The sequence below is a fragment of the Methylobacterium sp. A49B genome, from assembly GCF_053346215.1.
In genome coordinates, this window is sequence record NZ_JBKFBO010000134.1 from 1 (window position 1) to 15,988 (window position 15,988).

General features: G+C 70.3%; 15 protein-coding genes. 8 read left to right on the top strand and 7 right to left on the bottom strand.

The genetic code is table 11. The features are described from left to right. The coding region (locus ACLBX9_RS27395) for a DNA translocase FtsK (protein ID WP_447721092.1) at positions 1 to 2,888 on the bottom strand (2,888 nt) is incomplete at its 3' end. 384 nt (positions 2,889 to 3,272) lie between these two features. Between ACLBX9_RS27395 and ACLBX9_RS27400 the strand changes: the two genes are divergently transcribed. The 3 genes from ACLBX9_RS27400 to ACLBX9_RS27410 all read left to right on the top strand — a co-directional run bounded on the left by ACLBX9_RS27400 (position 3,273) and on the right by ACLBX9_RS27410 (position 6,346). Then, the gene (locus tag ACLBX9_RS27400) at positions 3,273 to 5,336 is read left to right on the top strand and encodes an NAD(+) synthase (RefSeq protein WP_010685338.1); all 2,064 of its coding nucleotides are present in this window, start codon (positions 3,273 to 3,275) and stop codon (positions 5,334 to 5,336) included. 117 nt (positions 5,337 to 5,453) lie between these two features. Beyond that, complete coding sequence (locus ACLBX9_RS27405; RefSeq protein WP_010685337.1) at positions 5,454 to 5,684, top strand: hypothetical protein; 231 nt, start codon at positions 5,454 to 5,456, stop codon at positions 5,682 to 5,684. A gap of 257 nt (positions 5,685 to 5,941) precedes the next feature. Continuing rightward, a complete protein-coding gene (locus ACLBX9_RS27410) occupies positions 5,942 to 6,346 on the top strand; it encodes a PilZ domain-containing protein (RefSeq protein ID WP_010685336.1) in 405 nt (134 codons plus the stop codon). A gap of 108 nt (positions 6,347 to 6,454) precedes the next feature. On the opposite strand, the gene ACLBX9_RS27415 is transcribed toward ACLBX9_RS27410, so the two are convergent. Beyond that, positions 6,455 to 6,892 carry an HIT family protein gene (locus tag ACLBX9_RS27415; RefSeq protein ID WP_447721093.1) on the bottom strand — a complete coding sequence of 146 codons (438 nt, stop codon included), beginning with the start codon at positions 6,890 to 6,892 and terminating at the stop codon, positions 6,455 to 6,457. Between the two features lie 164 nt (positions 6,893 to 7,056). Between ACLBX9_RS27415 and ACLBX9_RS27420 the strand changes: the two genes are divergently transcribed. Beyond that, complete coding sequence (locus ACLBX9_RS27420; protein WP_010685334.1) at positions 7,057 to 8,016, top strand: cation diffusion facilitator family transporter; 960 nt, start codon at positions 7,057 to 7,059, stop codon at positions 8,014 to 8,016. A 268-nt stretch (positions 8,017 to 8,284) separates the two neighbouring features. Here the strand turns inward: ACLBX9_RS27420 and ACLBX9_RS27425 are convergent, their stop codons facing one another. The 3 genes from ACLBX9_RS27425 to ACLBX9_RS27435 all read right to left on the bottom strand — a co-directional run bounded on the left by ACLBX9_RS27425 (position 8,285) and on the right by ACLBX9_RS27435 (position 10,856). Continuing rightward, positions 8,285 to 9,169 (bottom strand): SDR family oxidoreductase, encoded by an 885-nt coding sequence (locus ACLBX9_RS27425; RefSeq protein WP_447721094.1) that lies wholly within the window; start codon positions 9,167 to 9,169, stop codon positions 8,285 to 8,287. Positions 9,170 to 9,179: 10 nt separating this feature from the next. Continuing rightward, entirely contained in the window at positions 9,180 to 9,359 is a 180-nt protein-coding gene (locus tag ACLBX9_RS27430) for a DUF1328 domain-containing protein (protein ID WP_010685332.1), read from the bottom strand. Between the two features lie 126 nt (positions 9,360 to 9,485). Continuing rightward, entirely contained in the window at positions 9,486 to 10,856 is a 1,371-nt protein-coding gene (locus ACLBX9_RS27435) for a chloride channel protein (RefSeq protein WP_447721104.1), read from the bottom strand. Between the two features lie 269 nt (positions 10,857 to 11,125). Here ACLBX9_RS27435 and ACLBX9_RS27440 point away from each other — a divergent pair, with 269 nt between their 5' ends. The 3 genes from ACLBX9_RS27440 (at position 11,126) to ACLBX9_RS27450 (ending at position 13,296) form a co-directional block, all read left to right on the top strand. Beyond that, positions 11,126 to 12,484 carry a hemolysin family protein gene (locus ACLBX9_RS27440; RefSeq protein ID WP_010685330.1) on the top strand — a complete coding sequence of 453 codons (1,359 nt, stop codon included), beginning with the start codon at positions 11,126 to 11,128 and terminating at the stop codon, positions 12,482 to 12,484. Beyond that, entirely contained in the window at positions 12,481 to 12,684 is a 204-nt protein-coding gene (locus ACLBX9_RS27445; protein WP_010685329.1) for a hypothetical protein, read from the top strand. The genes ACLBX9_RS27440 and ACLBX9_RS27445 overlap by 4 nt, the downstream gene beginning before the upstream one ends. 351 nt (positions 12,685 to 13,035) lie before the next feature. Further along, positions 13,036 to 13,296 (top strand): hypothetical protein, encoded by a 261-nt coding sequence (locus ACLBX9_RS27450; RefSeq protein WP_447721095.1) that lies wholly within the window; start codon positions 13,036 to 13,038, stop codon positions 13,294 to 13,296. Between the two features lie 102 nt (positions 13,297 to 13,398). On the opposite strand, the gene ACLBX9_RS27455 is transcribed toward ACLBX9_RS27450, so the two are convergent. Both ACLBX9_RS27455 and ACLBX9_RS27460 read right to left on the bottom strand, forming a co-directional pair. Continuing rightward, positions 13,399 to 13,611 carry a hypothetical protein gene (locus tag ACLBX9_RS27455; protein WP_010685327.1) on the bottom strand — a complete coding sequence of 71 codons (213 nt, stop codon included), beginning with the start codon at positions 13,609 to 13,611 and terminating at the stop codon, positions 13,399 to 13,401. Positions 13,612 to 13,814: 203 nt separating this feature from the next. Continuing rightward, on the bottom strand, positions 13,815 to 15,035 hold the full coding sequence (locus tag ACLBX9_RS27460) for a YbfB/YjiJ family MFS transporter (RefSeq protein ID WP_447721096.1): 1,221 nt from the start codon (positions 15,033 to 15,035) through the stop codon (positions 13,815 to 13,817). A gap of 65 nt (positions 15,036 to 15,100) precedes the next feature. On the opposite strand from ACLBX9_RS27460, the gene ACLBX9_RS27465 reads away from it, so the two are divergent. Continuing rightward, on the top strand, positions 15,101 to 15,985 hold the full coding sequence (locus ACLBX9_RS27465; protein ID WP_447721097.1) for a LysR family transcriptional regulator: 885 nt from the start codon (positions 15,101 to 15,103) through the stop codon (positions 15,983 to 15,985). Positions 15,986 to 15,988 lie beyond the last annotated feature (3 nt).

A 15,988-nucleotide genomic window follows, 5' to 3' on the forward strand; every position in this document is an offset into this window, starting at 1 on the left:
GTGACGGCGTCGAGGTAGCTGGGCCGGCCCTGGCGCTTGAGGTGGGCGACCACGCTCTCGACCTCGCTGTCCGAGCAGAACGGCCCGTGCACCCGCGTCGTGCGCCCGCCGCCGGCCATGAACAGCATGTCGCCCTGGCCCAGAAGCTGCTCCGCGCCCATCTCGCCGAGAATGGTGCGCGAGTCGATCTTGCTGGTCACCTGGAAGCTGATCCGGGTCGGGAAGTTGGCCTTGATCGTGCCGGTGATCACGTCCACCGACGGGCGCTGGGTCGCCATGATCAGGTGGATGCCCGCCGCCCGCGCCATCTGCGCCAGACGCTGGATCGCCCCCTCGATGTCCTTGCCGGCCACCATCATCAGGTCGGCCATCTCGTCCACCACGATCACGATGTAGGGCAGCGGCGCGAGGTCCATCGCCTCGTCCTCGTACACCGCCTCGCCGGTATGGCGGTCGAAGCCGGTCTGGATCGTGCGCGTGATGGTCTCGCCCTTCTCGCGGGCCTCCTTCATGCGGGCGTTGTAGCCGTCGATATTCCGGACGGCGATCTTGGCCATCTTCTTGTAGCGCTCCTCCATCTCGCGCACGGCCCACTTGAGGGCGATGACCGCCTTCTTGGGATCGATGACGACGGGGGAGAGCAGGTGCGGGATGCCGTCGTAGACCGACAGCTCCAGCATCTTGGGGTCGACCATGATCAGGCGGCACTCCTCGGGCTTGAGCCGGTAGAGCAGGCTGAGGATCATGGTGTTGATCGCCACCGACTTGCCCGAGCCGGTGGTGCCGGCGACCAAGAGGTGCGGCATGCGCGCGAGGTCGGCGATGATCGGCTCGCCGCCGATGTTCTTGCCGAGGCACAGCGCAAGCTTGTGCTTGCTCTCGGCGAAGTCCGTGGAGGCCAGAAGCTCGCGCAGGTAGACCGTCTCGCGCTTGGCGTTCGGCAATTCGATGCCGATCGCGTTCCGGCCGGGGACGACCGCGACGCGGGCCGAGACCGCCGACATCGACCGCGCGATGTCGTCGGCGAGCGCGATGACGCGGCTGGACTTGGTGCCCGGCGCGGGCTCGAGCTCGTAGAGGGTGACGACCGGCCCGGGCCGCACCGCCAGGATGTCGCCGCGCACGCCGAAATCCTGGACCGTCTGCTGCAGGTTGAGGGCGTTCTGCTCCAGCACGTCGGCGTCGACCTCCTCGCTGCCGCCGGGGGCCGGCAGGGCGAGCAGTTCGAGGGACGGCAGCTCGTAATCGGCGTTCTCGATCGGCGCGATCTCAAGGTGGCGGCCGGCCGGGATCAGATGCGCCCGGGGCGCGACCATCGGCACTGCGACCGCGGCAGGCGTCTCCGCGACGGCTTCCACCGCCTCGACACCCGCCTCCACATCCGCCGCAACACCGTCAGCCGAGATGGGCCCGGCCTCGATCTCGGCCGGGACCGGCTCGGGCTGCGGCGCAAGCTTGCCGCGGAGCAGGACCGGGCGCGGCGTCATCGGGATCACCACGCGCTCGGCCTCGGCGCGCTCGGCGACCGGAACCGGGAGGGCCTCGGGCTGGACCGGAGCTGCCGGTGGCACGACCCCCGGCTGACCGGCCGCGCGGATCGCCGCCCGGGCCGCCATAGCGCTGAGGGCCGGGGCGCGGCGCGGGGCTTCAGCCGCAGCCGCAGCCGGGGGCTCGGCCGCAGCGCTGCCGGGTCCGAAGACCAGCGACAGGCCGGACGCCGCCGGAGACGCGACGGGCGGCAGGAAGGCGCTCCGGATCGACGCGGCCGCGTCAGTCCGCAGACCGGCCTCCGTGCCGTTATCCTGCCCGTCGGCCGGGCGCGGCGGCTGGTCGAACCGCACCAGCCGGTCGAGCACGTAGACCGGCCGCGGCGGCAGCGAACGCAGGTGCGCGATGTCGCCGGTCATCGAGACGAAGCGCTCGTCGGAGGCGGCCTGCACGGCCGCCGGGATCGGAGCGGCCTCGGCGGGCTGCGCCTCCAGGGTGGACCAGGCCTCCACGGACGACCAGTCGCCACCGTCGAACCAGGGCTGGACCTCGGACCAGTCCGGGAGGTCGGACCAGTCGCGGGCCGGGACCTCGGCGGCGGCCTCGACAGACGCGGAGACGTCCGACACGGCAGCGACCGGGGTGATCGCCGCCGTGGACGCGGCCAGCTCGACGGCGGGCCGGACCGGCCGGCGGTCCGGCGTACGGAAGAAGCGGACGCCGGGCGGCGCGACGAAGGGCTGGCGCCACAGGGGCACAGGCTCCACGTCCGGCGCGGCGACTTCGGCCAGGGCCGGCGCGAAGGTGCGCTCTGCGTCCGCGGTGGCGATCCGCTCGCGCTCGACCCGCTCCCGCTCGGCCTCCTCGCGGGCAGCCCGCTCGGTCTCGAGGGCCAGGGCGGCGGCCTGCGCCTCGGCGCGGGCGCGCTCCAGGGCGACGCGCTCGGCCTCCAGGGCGCGCTGGCGGCGTTCCTGCAGCACCGAATCGGGGGTGCGGGTGTAACGAACCGAAGGTGCGGCCGGAGCCGGCGCGGCGACAGGCGTCTCGACCGGCCCTGCTTCGGGCGCATAGTCGGGGGCGATGGCGGCGGGGCGGCGCGGCTGGCGCACCAGCACGCCCGGCGAAGAGGCGCTGCGGTCGATCCGGCTCTCGAAGGCCGGCGCATCGAAGGCATCGAGGGCGTCGAGACTCGCCCGGTCGTCGAAGACCTGGGCCGGCCAGTGGGCCTCCGGCGCCACGGCGCGCGGGGCGCGCTCGAAGGCCTCGCGGCCGACCATCGCGCCGGGCGGCGTGAGCCAACTCGGCTCGGCCCGGCGTCCGGCGGTCCCGTAGGCCGGCCGTGCGGGCAGCCCGGCCGGGGAGCCGGACAGGCGGCGGGTGAGGCTCGCGCGGAGCGCCATCAGCCTGTGCGCCAGGGCTCCCAGAGAGAGCCCCGAACGGTCGCCGCCGCGGACCGGGCGGGCGGGATCACGATGGGAGTACGGAGGCCGTCCCGATGCGCGCATGGGTTCTCAGACGATACTCGAAACAGGGATCCGCCGACGCGCGGCGGCTGTTCCTGAGTTAGGCCAGACGTCGTTAATGGAGGCTTGCCGCGACCCGTGCTGTGGAAACCATGCGGGGTCGGAGCCGTGGCAGTGGCCGGAGCGAGGCCGACCCGGGGAGCGCCCGTTCCTCCCCTACGGTTCCCGATCGCTTCGCTCTGCGCTGTGCGGGCGTGATCGCCGATTCCTGGCCACATCCCATATGGTATCGGCAGCCACCCCTCATCCGGACAGGTGCCCGTGTCTCCAGCCACCTCCGAATCGCCGGCGCGCTTCCGCTCCCTCTACCGTCACGGCTTCGCCCGGGTCGCCGCCTGCACCGGCCGCAGCCACCCGGCCGAGCCGGGGCGCAACGCCGACGCGATCCTCGACCTCGCCCGGACCTGCCACGACACGGGGGCCGCGCTGGCGGTCTTCACCGAGCTCGGCCTGTCGGCTTACGCGATCGAGGACCTGCTGCTCCAGCAGACGCTCCTCGACGCCGTCGAGGAAGCTGCCGCCCGGGTGATCGCCGAATCGGCCAATCTCCGCCCGCTGCTACTCGTCGGCGCGCCGCTGCGCTGGCGCCACCGCGTCTACAATTGCGCGCTGGCCATCCAGGGCGGCCGCCTGCTCGGGGCGATCCCGAAGACCTTCCTGCCGAACTACCGGGAATTCTACGAGAAGCGCCACTTCGCCTCCGGCGCGGGGATCGTGGGCGAGACCATAAGGGTCGCGGGCCGCGAGGCGCCGTTCGGCACCGACCTGCTGTTCCCGGCCGAGGATCTGCCGGGCCTCGTGGTCGGCGTGGAGATCTGCGAGGATCTGTGGGTGCCCGAGCCCCCCGGCATGCGGGCGGCACTCGCGGGCGCCACCGTGCTGGCGAACCTCTCGGGCAGCCCGATCACCGTCGGCCGGGCCGAATCGCGGGCGCTCCTATCCCGAGCGTCCTCGATGCGGGGCGCCTGCGCGTATGTCTACGCCGCCGCCGGCCAGGGCGAATCGACCACCGACCTCTCCTGGGACGGCCAGACCAGCATCGACGAGCTCGGCGTGCGGCTGGCCGAGGGCGAGCGCTTCCCCGAGGGCCCAGTGGCGACGCTCGCCGATATCGACCTCGACCTGATCGCCCAGGAACGGCTCCAAGCCGGCAGCTTCGACGACGACGCGCGGCGCCACGCCCTCCCCTATCGCCGGATCCCGTTCCGGCTCAGCGCCCCGGAGGCCGATCTCGGACTGATCCGGCGGATCGAGCGCTTCCCGTTCGTGCCGGCCGACCCGTCGCGCCTCGCCCAGGATTGCTACGAGGCCTACAACATCCAGGTGGCCGGCCTCGCCCAGCGCCTCCAGGCGACGGGCACCCGAAAGGCCATCATCGGCGTCTCGGGCGGCCTCGATTCGACCCACGCGCTGATCGTGATCGCGAAGGCGTTCGACCGGCTGGGCTACCCGCGCTCGGACATCCTGGCCTACACGCTCCCGGGCTTCGCCACCTCGAACGCCACCAAGACCAACGCCCACGCGCTCATGAAGTCGCTCGGCTGCACGGCCGCCGAGATCGACATCCGCCCCGCCGCCAAGCAGATGCTCGCCGACATGGGCCACCCGTTCGCCAGGGGCGAGGCGGTCTACGACGTGACCTTCGAGAACGTGCAGGCGGGCCTGCGCACCGACTACCTGTTCCGGCTGGCCAACCACGCGGGCGGGATCGTGGTCGGAACCGGCGACCTGTCGGAGCTGGCGCTCGGCTGGTGCACCTACGGCGTCGGCGACCAGATGAGCCACTACGCGGTCAATGCCGGTGTGCCCAAGACCCTGATCCAGCACCTGATCCGCTGGGTGATCGGCAACGGCGAGGTCGGGCCGGACGAGGCGCGCACCCTGCAGGCTGTCCTCGACACCGAGATCTCCCCCGAGCTGGTGCCGGTGGATCAGGACGACAGCCCACAGAGCACGGAGGGCACGATCGGCCCCTACGCGCTGCAGGACTTCAACCTGTTCTACACGCTGCGCTACGGGTTCCGGCCCTCCAAGATCGCCTTCCTGGCACTCCACGCCTGGGGCGACCGGGAGCGCGGCAGCTGGGCACCGGACTTTCCCGAGACCAAGCGGGTCGCCTACGACCTGCCCGAGATCCGCCGCTGGCTCGGCGTGTTCCTGACCCGCTACTTCGGCTTCAGCCAGTTCAAGCGCTCCGCGCTCCCGAACGGACCGAAGGTCTCGGCCGGCGGCTCCCTCTCGCCGCGGGGCGACTGGCGCGCGCCCTCCGACGGGTCGGCGCGCATCTGGATCGAGGAGCTGAATCGAAACGTCCCCGAAACTTGACCGTCACAAACTCGACCGATTGTGCCATTATGAGCACGGTCAAGCCGATTCTTCGCAATGCGAGATCTCGTATTGGGAATATTCGGCTTCTGAGGGCGGCCAGGCGGAGGACTTCGGATGCGAAGCTACAACCTGTTCCAGCTCAAGGGCGAGGAAGGCCTCTGCTGCGCCGTACCGGAGGCCAGCACGGTCCCGCCCTTCATCGGCGCCGGGCGCTGGACCTTCGGCGGCAAGCTCTGCGACGGCAGCCGGCAGCCCCTCGATTTCGACGACCGCGCCGCCGACACGGCGGTGCGGTTCAACGGGTTCTACCTGTTCCAGACGGTGGACCGGCGGTTCATCGCCTGAGTCGGCGGCCTCTCCGCGGGTTGCCGTTTCGCGAGCGCGAGAGATCCGTTCCGCCTCGCCCCCTCTTCCCTTTGCGAGGGCGGGAGGGACGGGATCCGGCGGATGCCGCACCGGCGTCCGGGTGGGAACGTGTCTCCGAGGTTATCTCTACCGCTATCCACCAGTGAGATAAGGCCGATGTCCGCTATCGCGACGAAGATTCCTTAAGAGCTGGCGTGCAGGAATTGCGGAGTTTTCAGGGTTCCGGAGCCGCCCGCATGTCGGAGCATCGCAGAGAGGCGCGCCAGAGGGTCTTCCTCAAGGGCCGCATCGTGTTCAACAACGGCGCATCGAGCTTCGACTGTCTGGTGCGCGACATGTCCGCCACCGGCGCGCGGCTGATGATGAGCGATGCCACCACCTTGCCGGATGCCTTCGACCTCTACATTCCGCAGAAGGACCGGACCTATCGCGCGACCCTGCGCTGGCGGCGGGAGGACGGCATCGGCGTCGTCTTCGAGCAGAAGCTCCGGACCGCCGCCGCGCCTCCCGATCCGGCGGCAACCGATGCGTCCGTGAGCGCGCTGCTGAAGCGCATCGGCGAGTTGGAGACCGAGAACGCTGCCCTGCGGCGGCTGCTCGCCACCATGGCGCAGAAGGACGAAGCCGCCAGCGCGGCCTGAGCGCCTCGAAAAACTGCCGGGTCGCGCTGCAACCGGTCGCGCTTCCAGTCCTCGCCTTGGAGCGCTTACCTGCGCCGGACAGGTCTGAGCGCCCGCGACGCTCGAGCGTCAGCCCTGCCCTTCGAGTGCCGCGCGGACCCGCGCGGCGAACTCGGCCAGAACGGTGTTGTCGGCCATGCCCCCCTCGTGGCGCTTCAGAGGCACGCCCTCGCGCCGCGGGATGATGTGGACGTGCAGGTGGAACACGGTCTGCCCGCCGGCCGGCTCGTTGAACTGAAACAGGGTCAGTCCGTCCGCCTGGAACGCCGCCTTCACGGCCCGCGCCACTTTCTGGACGCTCGCCGTCAAGGCCGCGAGTGAATCTGGCGCGGCATCGAGGAGCCCCCGGGCCGGCGCCTTGGGGATCACCAGGGTATGGCCTTCGCCCTGGGGCATCACGTCCATGAAGGCGAGCGTGTGCGCGTCCTCGTAGACCCGGTGACATGGGATCTCGCCCCGCAGGATCTTGGCGAAGATGTTGTCGGGGTCGTAGCGGGCGTCGGCCATGCGTCCTCCCAGGATGTCTGAGCCGGCGCAGGTTGCACGGGGCGACCGTCCGCGTCCACACGGGAACCGGGAGCCATCCGGAACGCTTGCACCGCCGCGGTTGGAACCCCGTCCGGTTCCCGGCCGCGCATCCACGCGCTCAGGCGCGTTCAAGGGGGGTCCGGATGGCGCACGAGAGCACGGGGGCGATCTACGCGGCGGCGGGCGCCAATCTCGCCATCGCGGCGGCGAAGTTTGTCGGCGGTGCGCTGACGGGCTCCACCGCGATGCTGGCCGAGGGCGTGCACTCGGTGGTCGACACCGCCAACCAAGTGCTGCTGCTCGTCGGCATGAAGCGGGCCGAGAAGCCGGCCGACGCACGACACCCATTCGGCTACGGGCGCGAGATCTACTTCTACGCCTTCGTGGTGGCGCTGATGATCTTCCTCGGCGGCGGCCTCTTCGCGATCTACGAGGGGATCGAGCGTGTCCGCCACCCCGAGCCGGACGTGGACGCCGAGCTCCTCGGTTACCGGGTGCCGGGAATCTGGGTGAACGTCGCGATCCTCGGCTTCGCCATCGCGGCCGAGGGCACGTCCTTCTTCGTGGCGATGCGCCAGTTCTGGGCCGAGAAGGGCAAGCACTCGGCCGTGCGGGCGATCCGGCGCAGCAAGGATCCGACCCTGTTCACCGTGCTCGCCGAGGATACCGCGGCGCTGATCGGCCTGCTGATCGCGCTGGCGGGCGTCGCGCTGTCCCACCTCCTGGAGATGCCGAGCCTCGACGGCTGGGCCTCGGTGGGAATCGGCCTGGTGCTGGTCGGGATGGCCGGCTTCCTGATGATCGAGACCCACGGGCTGCTGATCGGCGAGGCGGCCGATCCCGAGATCGTCGCGGCGATCTCGGAACTGGCCCGCGCCGAGCCGGGGGTTCTCCACGTCAACGAGGTGCTTACCCAGCACCTTGGCCCCTCCGATATCCTGGTCAACCTCAGCATCGACATGACCGATGATCTGAGTGCCGGCGAGGTCGAGAGCCTCGTGACCCGCCTCGACCGGGCACTGAAGCAGCGCAGCCCGGACGTGACCCGGGTGTTCATCGAGATCCAGCAGCAGGGTGAGCACAAGGTGCGGGCGGCGGCGTGAGGAGCGACGTTGGCCCGCAACCGGCCCTGTCGCGGACGCCAGAACGCTGCGGGAGATGATCCGAGATCGGGCACGCCGAGCGCCGCCACGGCAGCAGTGTCCGGTTGATCTGGACGCTTCGCGGTGTCGTACGCCGGCTCTCGGATCAGCTGCCGCTTCGCTTCATCTGCCCGGAACAGGGAGCGGCGGCAAAGACCCGCCCAAGCCCGGCAGCGCGCACGCACAAGCGATCGTTCTGCGCGCGAGAGGCGCGCTGGCGGTCCCCGTTTCAGCCAGCGCCCGGTCCGACACCACTCTCTGACCCGCTCCGGCCCACCTGCGCGAGGCTGAGTGCCCAGACGCGCTCCTGAACCGCCTCGTCGCGACTCTCGGCCGAGGACGTCTTCGGCCGGGCACGGGAGTAGTAGCGGCCGGTGACGCCGTCGAGTTCGGGGGCGGTCGCCACGTGGAGCGAGGTCTCCGCGCCCTTCTCCGGACTCGTGAGGAAGGGCCGCATCAGCGACCAAGCCGCGCCGAACAGGCCGCCGGTGTTCTTGGCGAAGCCGGTATTGATCACGCCCGGGTGCAGGGCGTTGACGGTGATGCCGCTGCCGCGCAGCCGCCGGGCCAGCGCGTAGGTGAACAGCACGTTGCCGAGTTTGGCCTGCGCGTAGGCCCGCATCGCGCCGTAGCGCCGCGTGCCCTCGATGTCGTCGAAGTCGATGTGCCCGCGGTAATGGGCCGCCGAGGCGACGTTGACGATGCGCGGCTTGGCCCCGGCCGCGGCCGAGGCCTTCAGGGTGTCGAGGAGTTCGAGGGTGAGCAGGACGTAGCCGAGGTGGTCCAGCGCCCAGGTGCGCTCGATCCCGTCCACCGTCACCGTGCGACGGTCGAAGATCGCGCCGGCATTGTTCACCAGCACGTCGAGCCGCGGATAGGCGTCCCGGAGCGCGCCGGCGAGGCGCCGGATCTCATCCTGCGCGGACAGGTCGGCGACGTGCGCATCCACGACGGCGCCGGGAACAGCGGCGCGCAGCGTCGCCGCGCAGGCCTGCGTCTTCCCGGGATCGCGCCCGACGATGGCGACCCGCGCGCCGCGGCGCGCGAGCCCCAGCGCGATCTCGTAGCCGATGCCGTTGGTCGCCCCGGTGACGAGGCAGACCTTGTTCCGCACGGCGTCGGCCTCAGAACACCGCCTGTCCGACCGCGAAGGCGATCACGACGATCACGATGGCGATGAGCAGGAACAGACCGAACAGGATCCGCGCCAGCGAGCCGGCTCCCGAGGCGATGCCGGTGAAACCGAGGCCGCCCGCGATCAGCGAGATCACGAAACAGATGAGGGCCCACTTGAGAAGGGTCATGGCATCACTCCGGAGGGGCCCCGCGGCAGGGCCGACAATCGCTGCCTCAACCGCCGCCAAGCGAGACCGTTCCGCAGGGTTCGGGTGCGGGCCGCTTTTATTCTCAGGACCGGCCAGCCCCCCTCGTCAGCCGGTCTTGGCGACGGGCTGCGCCGGCACGTCGGCGCGCTCCAGCATGATCTCCGCCAGCGTGTGATAGAGCCCGCCCCGGCAGACGGCCTTCGAGGCGGCGTCGGCCAGCAGCGCCGCCACCATCAGGGGGATCACCATCGCGTGGTTCTGGGTCATCTCGGTGACGATGACGAAGCTCGTGATCGGCGCCTGGAGCACCCCGGTGAGGTAGGCCACCATGCCGATGAGCACGAGGGCGCCCACCGGCATGTCCGGCAGGACGGTATGGATCGTGCCGCCGAGGCCGGCCCCGACGGCGAGCGAAGGCGCGAACAGGCCCCCGGGAATGCCGCTGATCGAACTGAGAACGGTGGCGGCGAACTTCAGCGGCGCGTAGGTCCAGCTTGCCGCGGCGTCGCCGTGGAGGATCGTCCGGGCCTCTTCGTAGCCGGTGCCGTAGGCGGTGCCCCCGGAGGCGAGGCCGCAGAGGGCGACGCAGAGGCCGCACACCGCCGCGAAGACCACAGGCCGGGCCTTGATCAGGCGGCCGGCCGGACCGGGCAGGCCTCGGGCGAACAGGATCACGAGGCGGCTGAACAGGCCGCCCGCGAGGCCGCCCACGACGGCGATCAGCGGTACGATCCAGCTCGCCGCCAGCGGCAGGTCGGCCTGCGTCGTGCCGAAGTAGGTGTAGTTGCCGAGCAGCCAGAGCGAGGTCAGGCCCGCCGCCACGATCCCCGCCACGATGAGGCCGGACGAGCGCGCCTCGTAGGCCCGGCCCAGTTCCTCGATGCCGAACACGATGCCGGCCAGCGGCGTGTTGAAGGCCGCGGCGACGCCGGCCGCGCCGCCGGCGAGCAGCAGGTTCGGCAAGCGGTCTGGGGTCAGGCGTCCGAAGGCGGCCATGATCGCCGCACCGACCTGCACGGTCGGGCCCTCGCGGCCCGCCGAGGCGCCGCAGAGGAGCCCCAGGAACAGGACCAGCACCTTGCCGACGGCGACCCGGGCGGAGATCAGGGAGAAGCGGAAGCGCGTATCCCGGGCATGCCGTGCGGCGATCACCTGCGGGATGCCGGAGCCCTGCGAGTTCGGGAACACCGTGCGGGCCAGCAGCGCCGCGAGGGCGAAGCCCGCCGGAGTCAGCACCAGGGCGATCAGCGGCGAGGGCGCGGTGAGCCGCCGGAATCCGTCCTGGGCGAGATCGGCGCCCTTGGCCATGAGTACGGCCGCGAGGCCCACGCCGATGCCGCCGACTAGGAACAGGAGCCGGCTGCGCCAGAGCGGAAAGGCGCCGAGTGAGGCCGAGCGCAGGCGCAGGATCGAGCGGCGATAGCCGGAGCGCTTCGGACGCGGGGCGTCGATCGTCTCCGGCGCGTCATCCCGCATCTGAACCATGATAGAGCACTGTACCCCGGCCACCGAAGCAACCGCTATACCGCAACCATCGGCGGATGGCCCCTGGGACGCCGCGCGGCGGGGCCCTGACAAGGCCCCACGCCGGAGATAACACGGCGGCGGGCGTCAGAGCCGCGGACGACGGGGCGAGCAATCGCTGCCCGCGTCGGCGTTGGAGTGCACGGCTCGTACGTCTATCCGGGGGGCCCCGTGCGTCGGACCGGCGACGCACACGAACCCTTCGCGGAGCAGTGAGCCCTATGTCGGATGAGGCGTGGTCAACAATCCTGGGGCTCACCGCCGTCCTCGTCCTCGTCCTCGCCAACGGCTTCTTCGTAGCCGCGGAGTTCGCGCTGGTCTCGGTGCGTCGCAGCCGCGTGGCCGAACTCGTCGCCAACGGACGGATGAACGCGACGGCGCTCCGGCGGGCAACCGATCACCTCGACGCGTATCTCGCGGCCACCCAGCTCGGCATCACGCTGGCATCGCTGGCGCTGGGGTGGATCGGCGAGCCCGCCCTGGCGCATGTGATCGAACCGGCCGTGGCGTGGCTACCGTCCCCCCTCGAGACGGCCGCCGCGCACAGCATCGCGGTCGTGATCGCCTTCGTGGTCATGACGGCCCTGCACATCGTCCTGGGTGAGCTGGCCCCCAAGAGCCTCGCCCTCCAGCGCAGCGAACGCACCGCCCTGGCCGTCGTGCGGCCCCTCGGCCTGTTCCTGTTCGTGTTCCGGCCGGCCATCCTGCTTCTGAACGGGCTCGGCAACGGCGTCCTCCGCCTGCTCGGGCTGCAGCCGGGCCATGGCGAGGGGGCCCTGCACTCGACGGCGGAGCTGAAGCTGCTCGTCCAGGCCAGCCAGGAGGCCGGCCTGATCCGGGAGGCGCAACAGGAGGCGGTCGAGCGCATCTTCGCGATCGGCGAAGGTCGGGCACGGGACATCATGACCCCGCGCCACGATGTCGAATGGATCGACCTCACGGAAGACGCGGACGCCGTCCGCGCCGCCATCCGCCGGTGCGACCATGTCCGGATGATCGTGAGCCGGGGCATGATCGACGAGGTGGTCGGCGTCGTCGCCAAACAGGATCTGCTCAATCAGATCCTCGACGGCGAGCCCGTTGACGTGGCGGCCGCCATGCAGCCGCCGACCGTCGTTCCCGAAGGGCTCTCGATCCTCGACCTCCTGGAGATCTTCCGGCGTCAGTCCGTGCGCCTGGCGGTCGTCGTCGATGAGTACGGGACCCTGGAGGGCATCGTCACGCCGATGGACCTGCTCGAAGCCATCGCCGGGGAGATCCCGGAGGATGGCGAGGTGCCGTCCGTGATCGAGTTCCCGGACGGCTCCCTGTCGCTCGACGGCATGATGCCGGCGGCCGAAGGGCTCGACCGTCTGGGTGTCGCGCAGGGTAAGGAGAGCGACGAATTCTCGACCCTCGCGGGATTCGTCGTCTTCCAGCTAGGGCGGATTCCCGTGGCGGGCGACGGCTTCGAGGCCGGCGGCTGGCACTTCGAAGTGAGCGAAATGGCCGGCCACCGCGTTGCCCGTGTGCTGGCCAGCCGCGTCGGAGATCCCCGGTCGGCCCTGGACCAATACGGTCGCGACAGGACGCGCGCATGAGATTCGCCGAACCCCGCCTGTTCGCCCTCGGATTGTCGCTGCTCGCCATTGCCGCGGCCAGCGTCCTCGAATGCGTGATCGGCCTCGATATTTCCGAGACCGCGGTGTTCATCGCCTCGGCCGCAGCCTTCCTGGTCGTCTGGCTCGTCACCAGGGTCATCGACCGGTTCGCGAACCGCGACGTCAGGACCGACGTCTGAGCCGACTTGCGTTGGCAGGCCGTCGCCTCATCGGCGTAAGCCTCCGGTGTGGCACAGAATTCCGCCCCGATTCGATTGCGGCCTTCGTGGAATCCTCTCAGGGGCGGGCGCCATCCGTCCGCAATCCGAGACCGAAACCCGACGCTCCGCCGCCGTGAAGCCGGCGCCTCGACGCTGGCGAGCAACAGAGGCCGCACGCAAGCGGACCCGTTTTAATCCAACGCTTCCCACAAGTTAACCAGAGTATTCAAAATTTTGACTCGACACAAATGATCACCCTATACAGCCACGGGGCCGCCTTTGGCGATATACGAACGGATGTAATTCTAATCTGTGTAAGGATTGCCCGTCATGCTCGAATCAGAAGCCGTCGAGAGACTGAAAATTTCCACCCCTCACCGGATTAATACGGAAACGGTGTATCACGTCAGACGGCTCGACACGCAAGGTAAGACCATCCACACCCATTCCATCGTCGCCCTGGATCATGGCGAAGCCCTTGAGCTGGCCTATACTGTGAGCGGACCCGGCCGCGCACAATTGTGGTGCGGCACCGAACTCCTGCACGAGATCGAACCGTTCACGTTCAAGCGGCACCCGGATCACGATTGACCGGACGGGCTGGCGCTCGACAGGCTTCCACGCCGCGGCAGACCCTCGGAGGACCGGGTCTGACCTGTCGGATCAACGACGGAGGCGCGTTCCCGGCAGGGCTCAGGCGGCCGCGAGGCGTTCAGGCACGCACCCGTCCAAGAGCGCGCTTCGGGACCGCCTTCCCAATTCCAGCAGCATGAGATCCGCCAGCAGGGTGAGATCGTTTAAGGCTAGGCCAAGGACGACCTCACGCAGTTCCATGGCTTTGATGACGGCATCTTCCAGGGCGCCGTCAGGCAGGCGGCGTTCGACGTCATCACTATCGTAAAGCATAGGGTAGCCCTCCAGCACTACCTAGAATAGCATCACCTTGGGTTAGCGGATGGTTAAGACCTAACCTATGCGAAGAATTTCAATTCTGACCGGCGAGCGGAATGGTCGTCGGCGCGGCGCCGCGCCCCGGTGAGACCCCGGCGCTCGCCGCATGACCGAGCCGCCCCAAGGCCGTCGGCTTGACGGAAGAGCCGGCCGGCGCGTCACGAGAAGCCCCTGGCTTCGGGGGCGGGCCGAGCATCGCGCCACAGCCAGAGCGCGGACAGGATCAGCAGCAGCGTGGCGACCGCCCCGGTCCAGTCCAGCGCGTTCCAGCCGGCCCAGCGGCCGGACCCGATCGCGCGCACCGATAGCGGGCCGGCGATCTGACCGGCGGCGAAGGCGGCGGTCATCCGGGCGATCAGCGGCGTCGGATCGTCCGGCCGCACCTCGCGCGAAAGTTGCAAACCCGCCATGGTGGCGACCATGAATGTCCCGCCCACGAGGACCGCCGACGCGGCGATGCCCGCGAGGCTCGGGGCGAACAGCGGCAACGCGGTGCCGAGCGCCATGACGCCCTGTGCCAGGGCCCAGATGCGCTGGCGTGACCCGTGCGGCAACCAGCGCCCCACGGCGGCGACCGACAGGGCGGCGGCCAGGCCGAACAGCGGCCATGTCAGGCCGAAGACCCGGGGATCGGGGGCCAGATCACGCGCCATGGCCGGCAGGAACGTGGCCGGAACGATGTAGCCGAACCCGAAGATGCCGTAGCAGAGCACCAGGGCGCGTTGCCGGTTCGAGCGGACCGGCGCGGCGGCGGCCGACACGCGTTCCGTGATCCCGGGCGCCGTCGTGGCCTGCCCGCGCGACAGGACCCAGACGAGCAGCGCGCCGACGCCCGCCGCCAGCCCCAGCTCAAGCCACAGCGTATCTGCCGCCTGAAGCCCCCCGAGCCAAGTCAACAGGCCGGCCAGCGCGATGCCGAGGCCGACGCCCGTATAGATCCACGTGCCGGCCGGGCCGGCTTGCCGCCGGGCCAGTTCAGTCAGGCACCAGCCGCTCGCGCAGACCAGAGCCCAGGCGCTGAACACGCCGGCGGCGGCGCGCAGCCCGGCGCCGAGGACGCGGACGGAGCCGGCCTCGACCGTCGCCATCGCCAGGGTCGTCGCCGCCACGCCGAGCAGACTCACCATCAGGCCGCGGCGCGGGTTTTCGCCGAACCACGAGGCGGTCAGGGCGCCGACGAGGTAGCCGACGTAGTTGGCCGCCGCCCACTCCGCGCCGGCCGCCGGGTTCAAGGTGCCGTCCCGTACCATCAGCGGCAGGAGGGGCGTGAAGGCGAAGCGGCCGATCCCCATGGCGATGGCGAGGGCGACGAGGCCGCTCCCGACGATCGGCCGGATCGTGCGCCGGGGCGTGGCGGAGGCGGGCTGCAGGGTGCTCATCCCGCGCATTGAACATCCGCCGATCGTTGTTGGAAAATGAATTTTCGTGACGTATGGTTCTTGTCATGAGAACGATGGATCTCGACGACCTTCACATCTTCCGCTGCGTGGTGCGTGAAGGCGGCGTGACCCGCGCGGCGGCGCAACTGCACCGAGTGCCCTCCAACGTCACCACCCGGATCAAGCAGTTCGAGGAGCGGCTCGGGGTCGCGCTGTTCCGGCGCCAGGGGCGCAGCCTGACGCTGACGGAAGCCGGCCGCACGCTCCTCGGCCACGCCGAGAAGCTGCTGCAGATGGCCGACGCCGCCGAGCAGGACCTGCGCAGCGGGGTCGTCCGCGGCGCGTTGCGGCTCGGCTCCCTGGAGAGCGCGGCCGGCGCACGGCTGCCGCCCCTCCTCTCGGCCTTCCACACGCAGTATCCGAATGTCACCCTCGAATTGCGGACCGGCACGACCCGCGCGCTGCTGCATCAGCTGGACCGGTTCGAGGTCGAGGCGGCCTTCGTCTCGGAGCCGTTCGAGCGCCGGAGCCTCTCGTCACGGCCCGCCTTCGACGAGGAACTGGTTCTGATCACCGGACGCGACACGGCGACAATCCGCCAAGCGGCCGAGCTGGGCGGCCGGACGCTGGTCGCGTTCCCGCACGGCTGCTCCTATCGCCAGCGCCTGATCGAGTGGCTGGCCGAGGGCGGCGTATCGCCGGAGCGGGTTCTCGAGATGAGTTCGTACCACGCCATCGTGGCCTGCGTGGCGGCCGGGACCGGGGCAGCCATCGTGCCGGTTGCAGTGCTCGACCACGCGGTGCTGAGCACGGCGGTGAAACGCCACCCTTTGCCGCCGCGCCTGCGCCTCAACCATACCCATCTCGTCTGGTCCGGCGAAGCCAGCGGCCCGCTGCAGGCCTTCATGACACTGCTCCCCGCCCCGGCCGCCGACGATCGGGCGGCGTGAAGC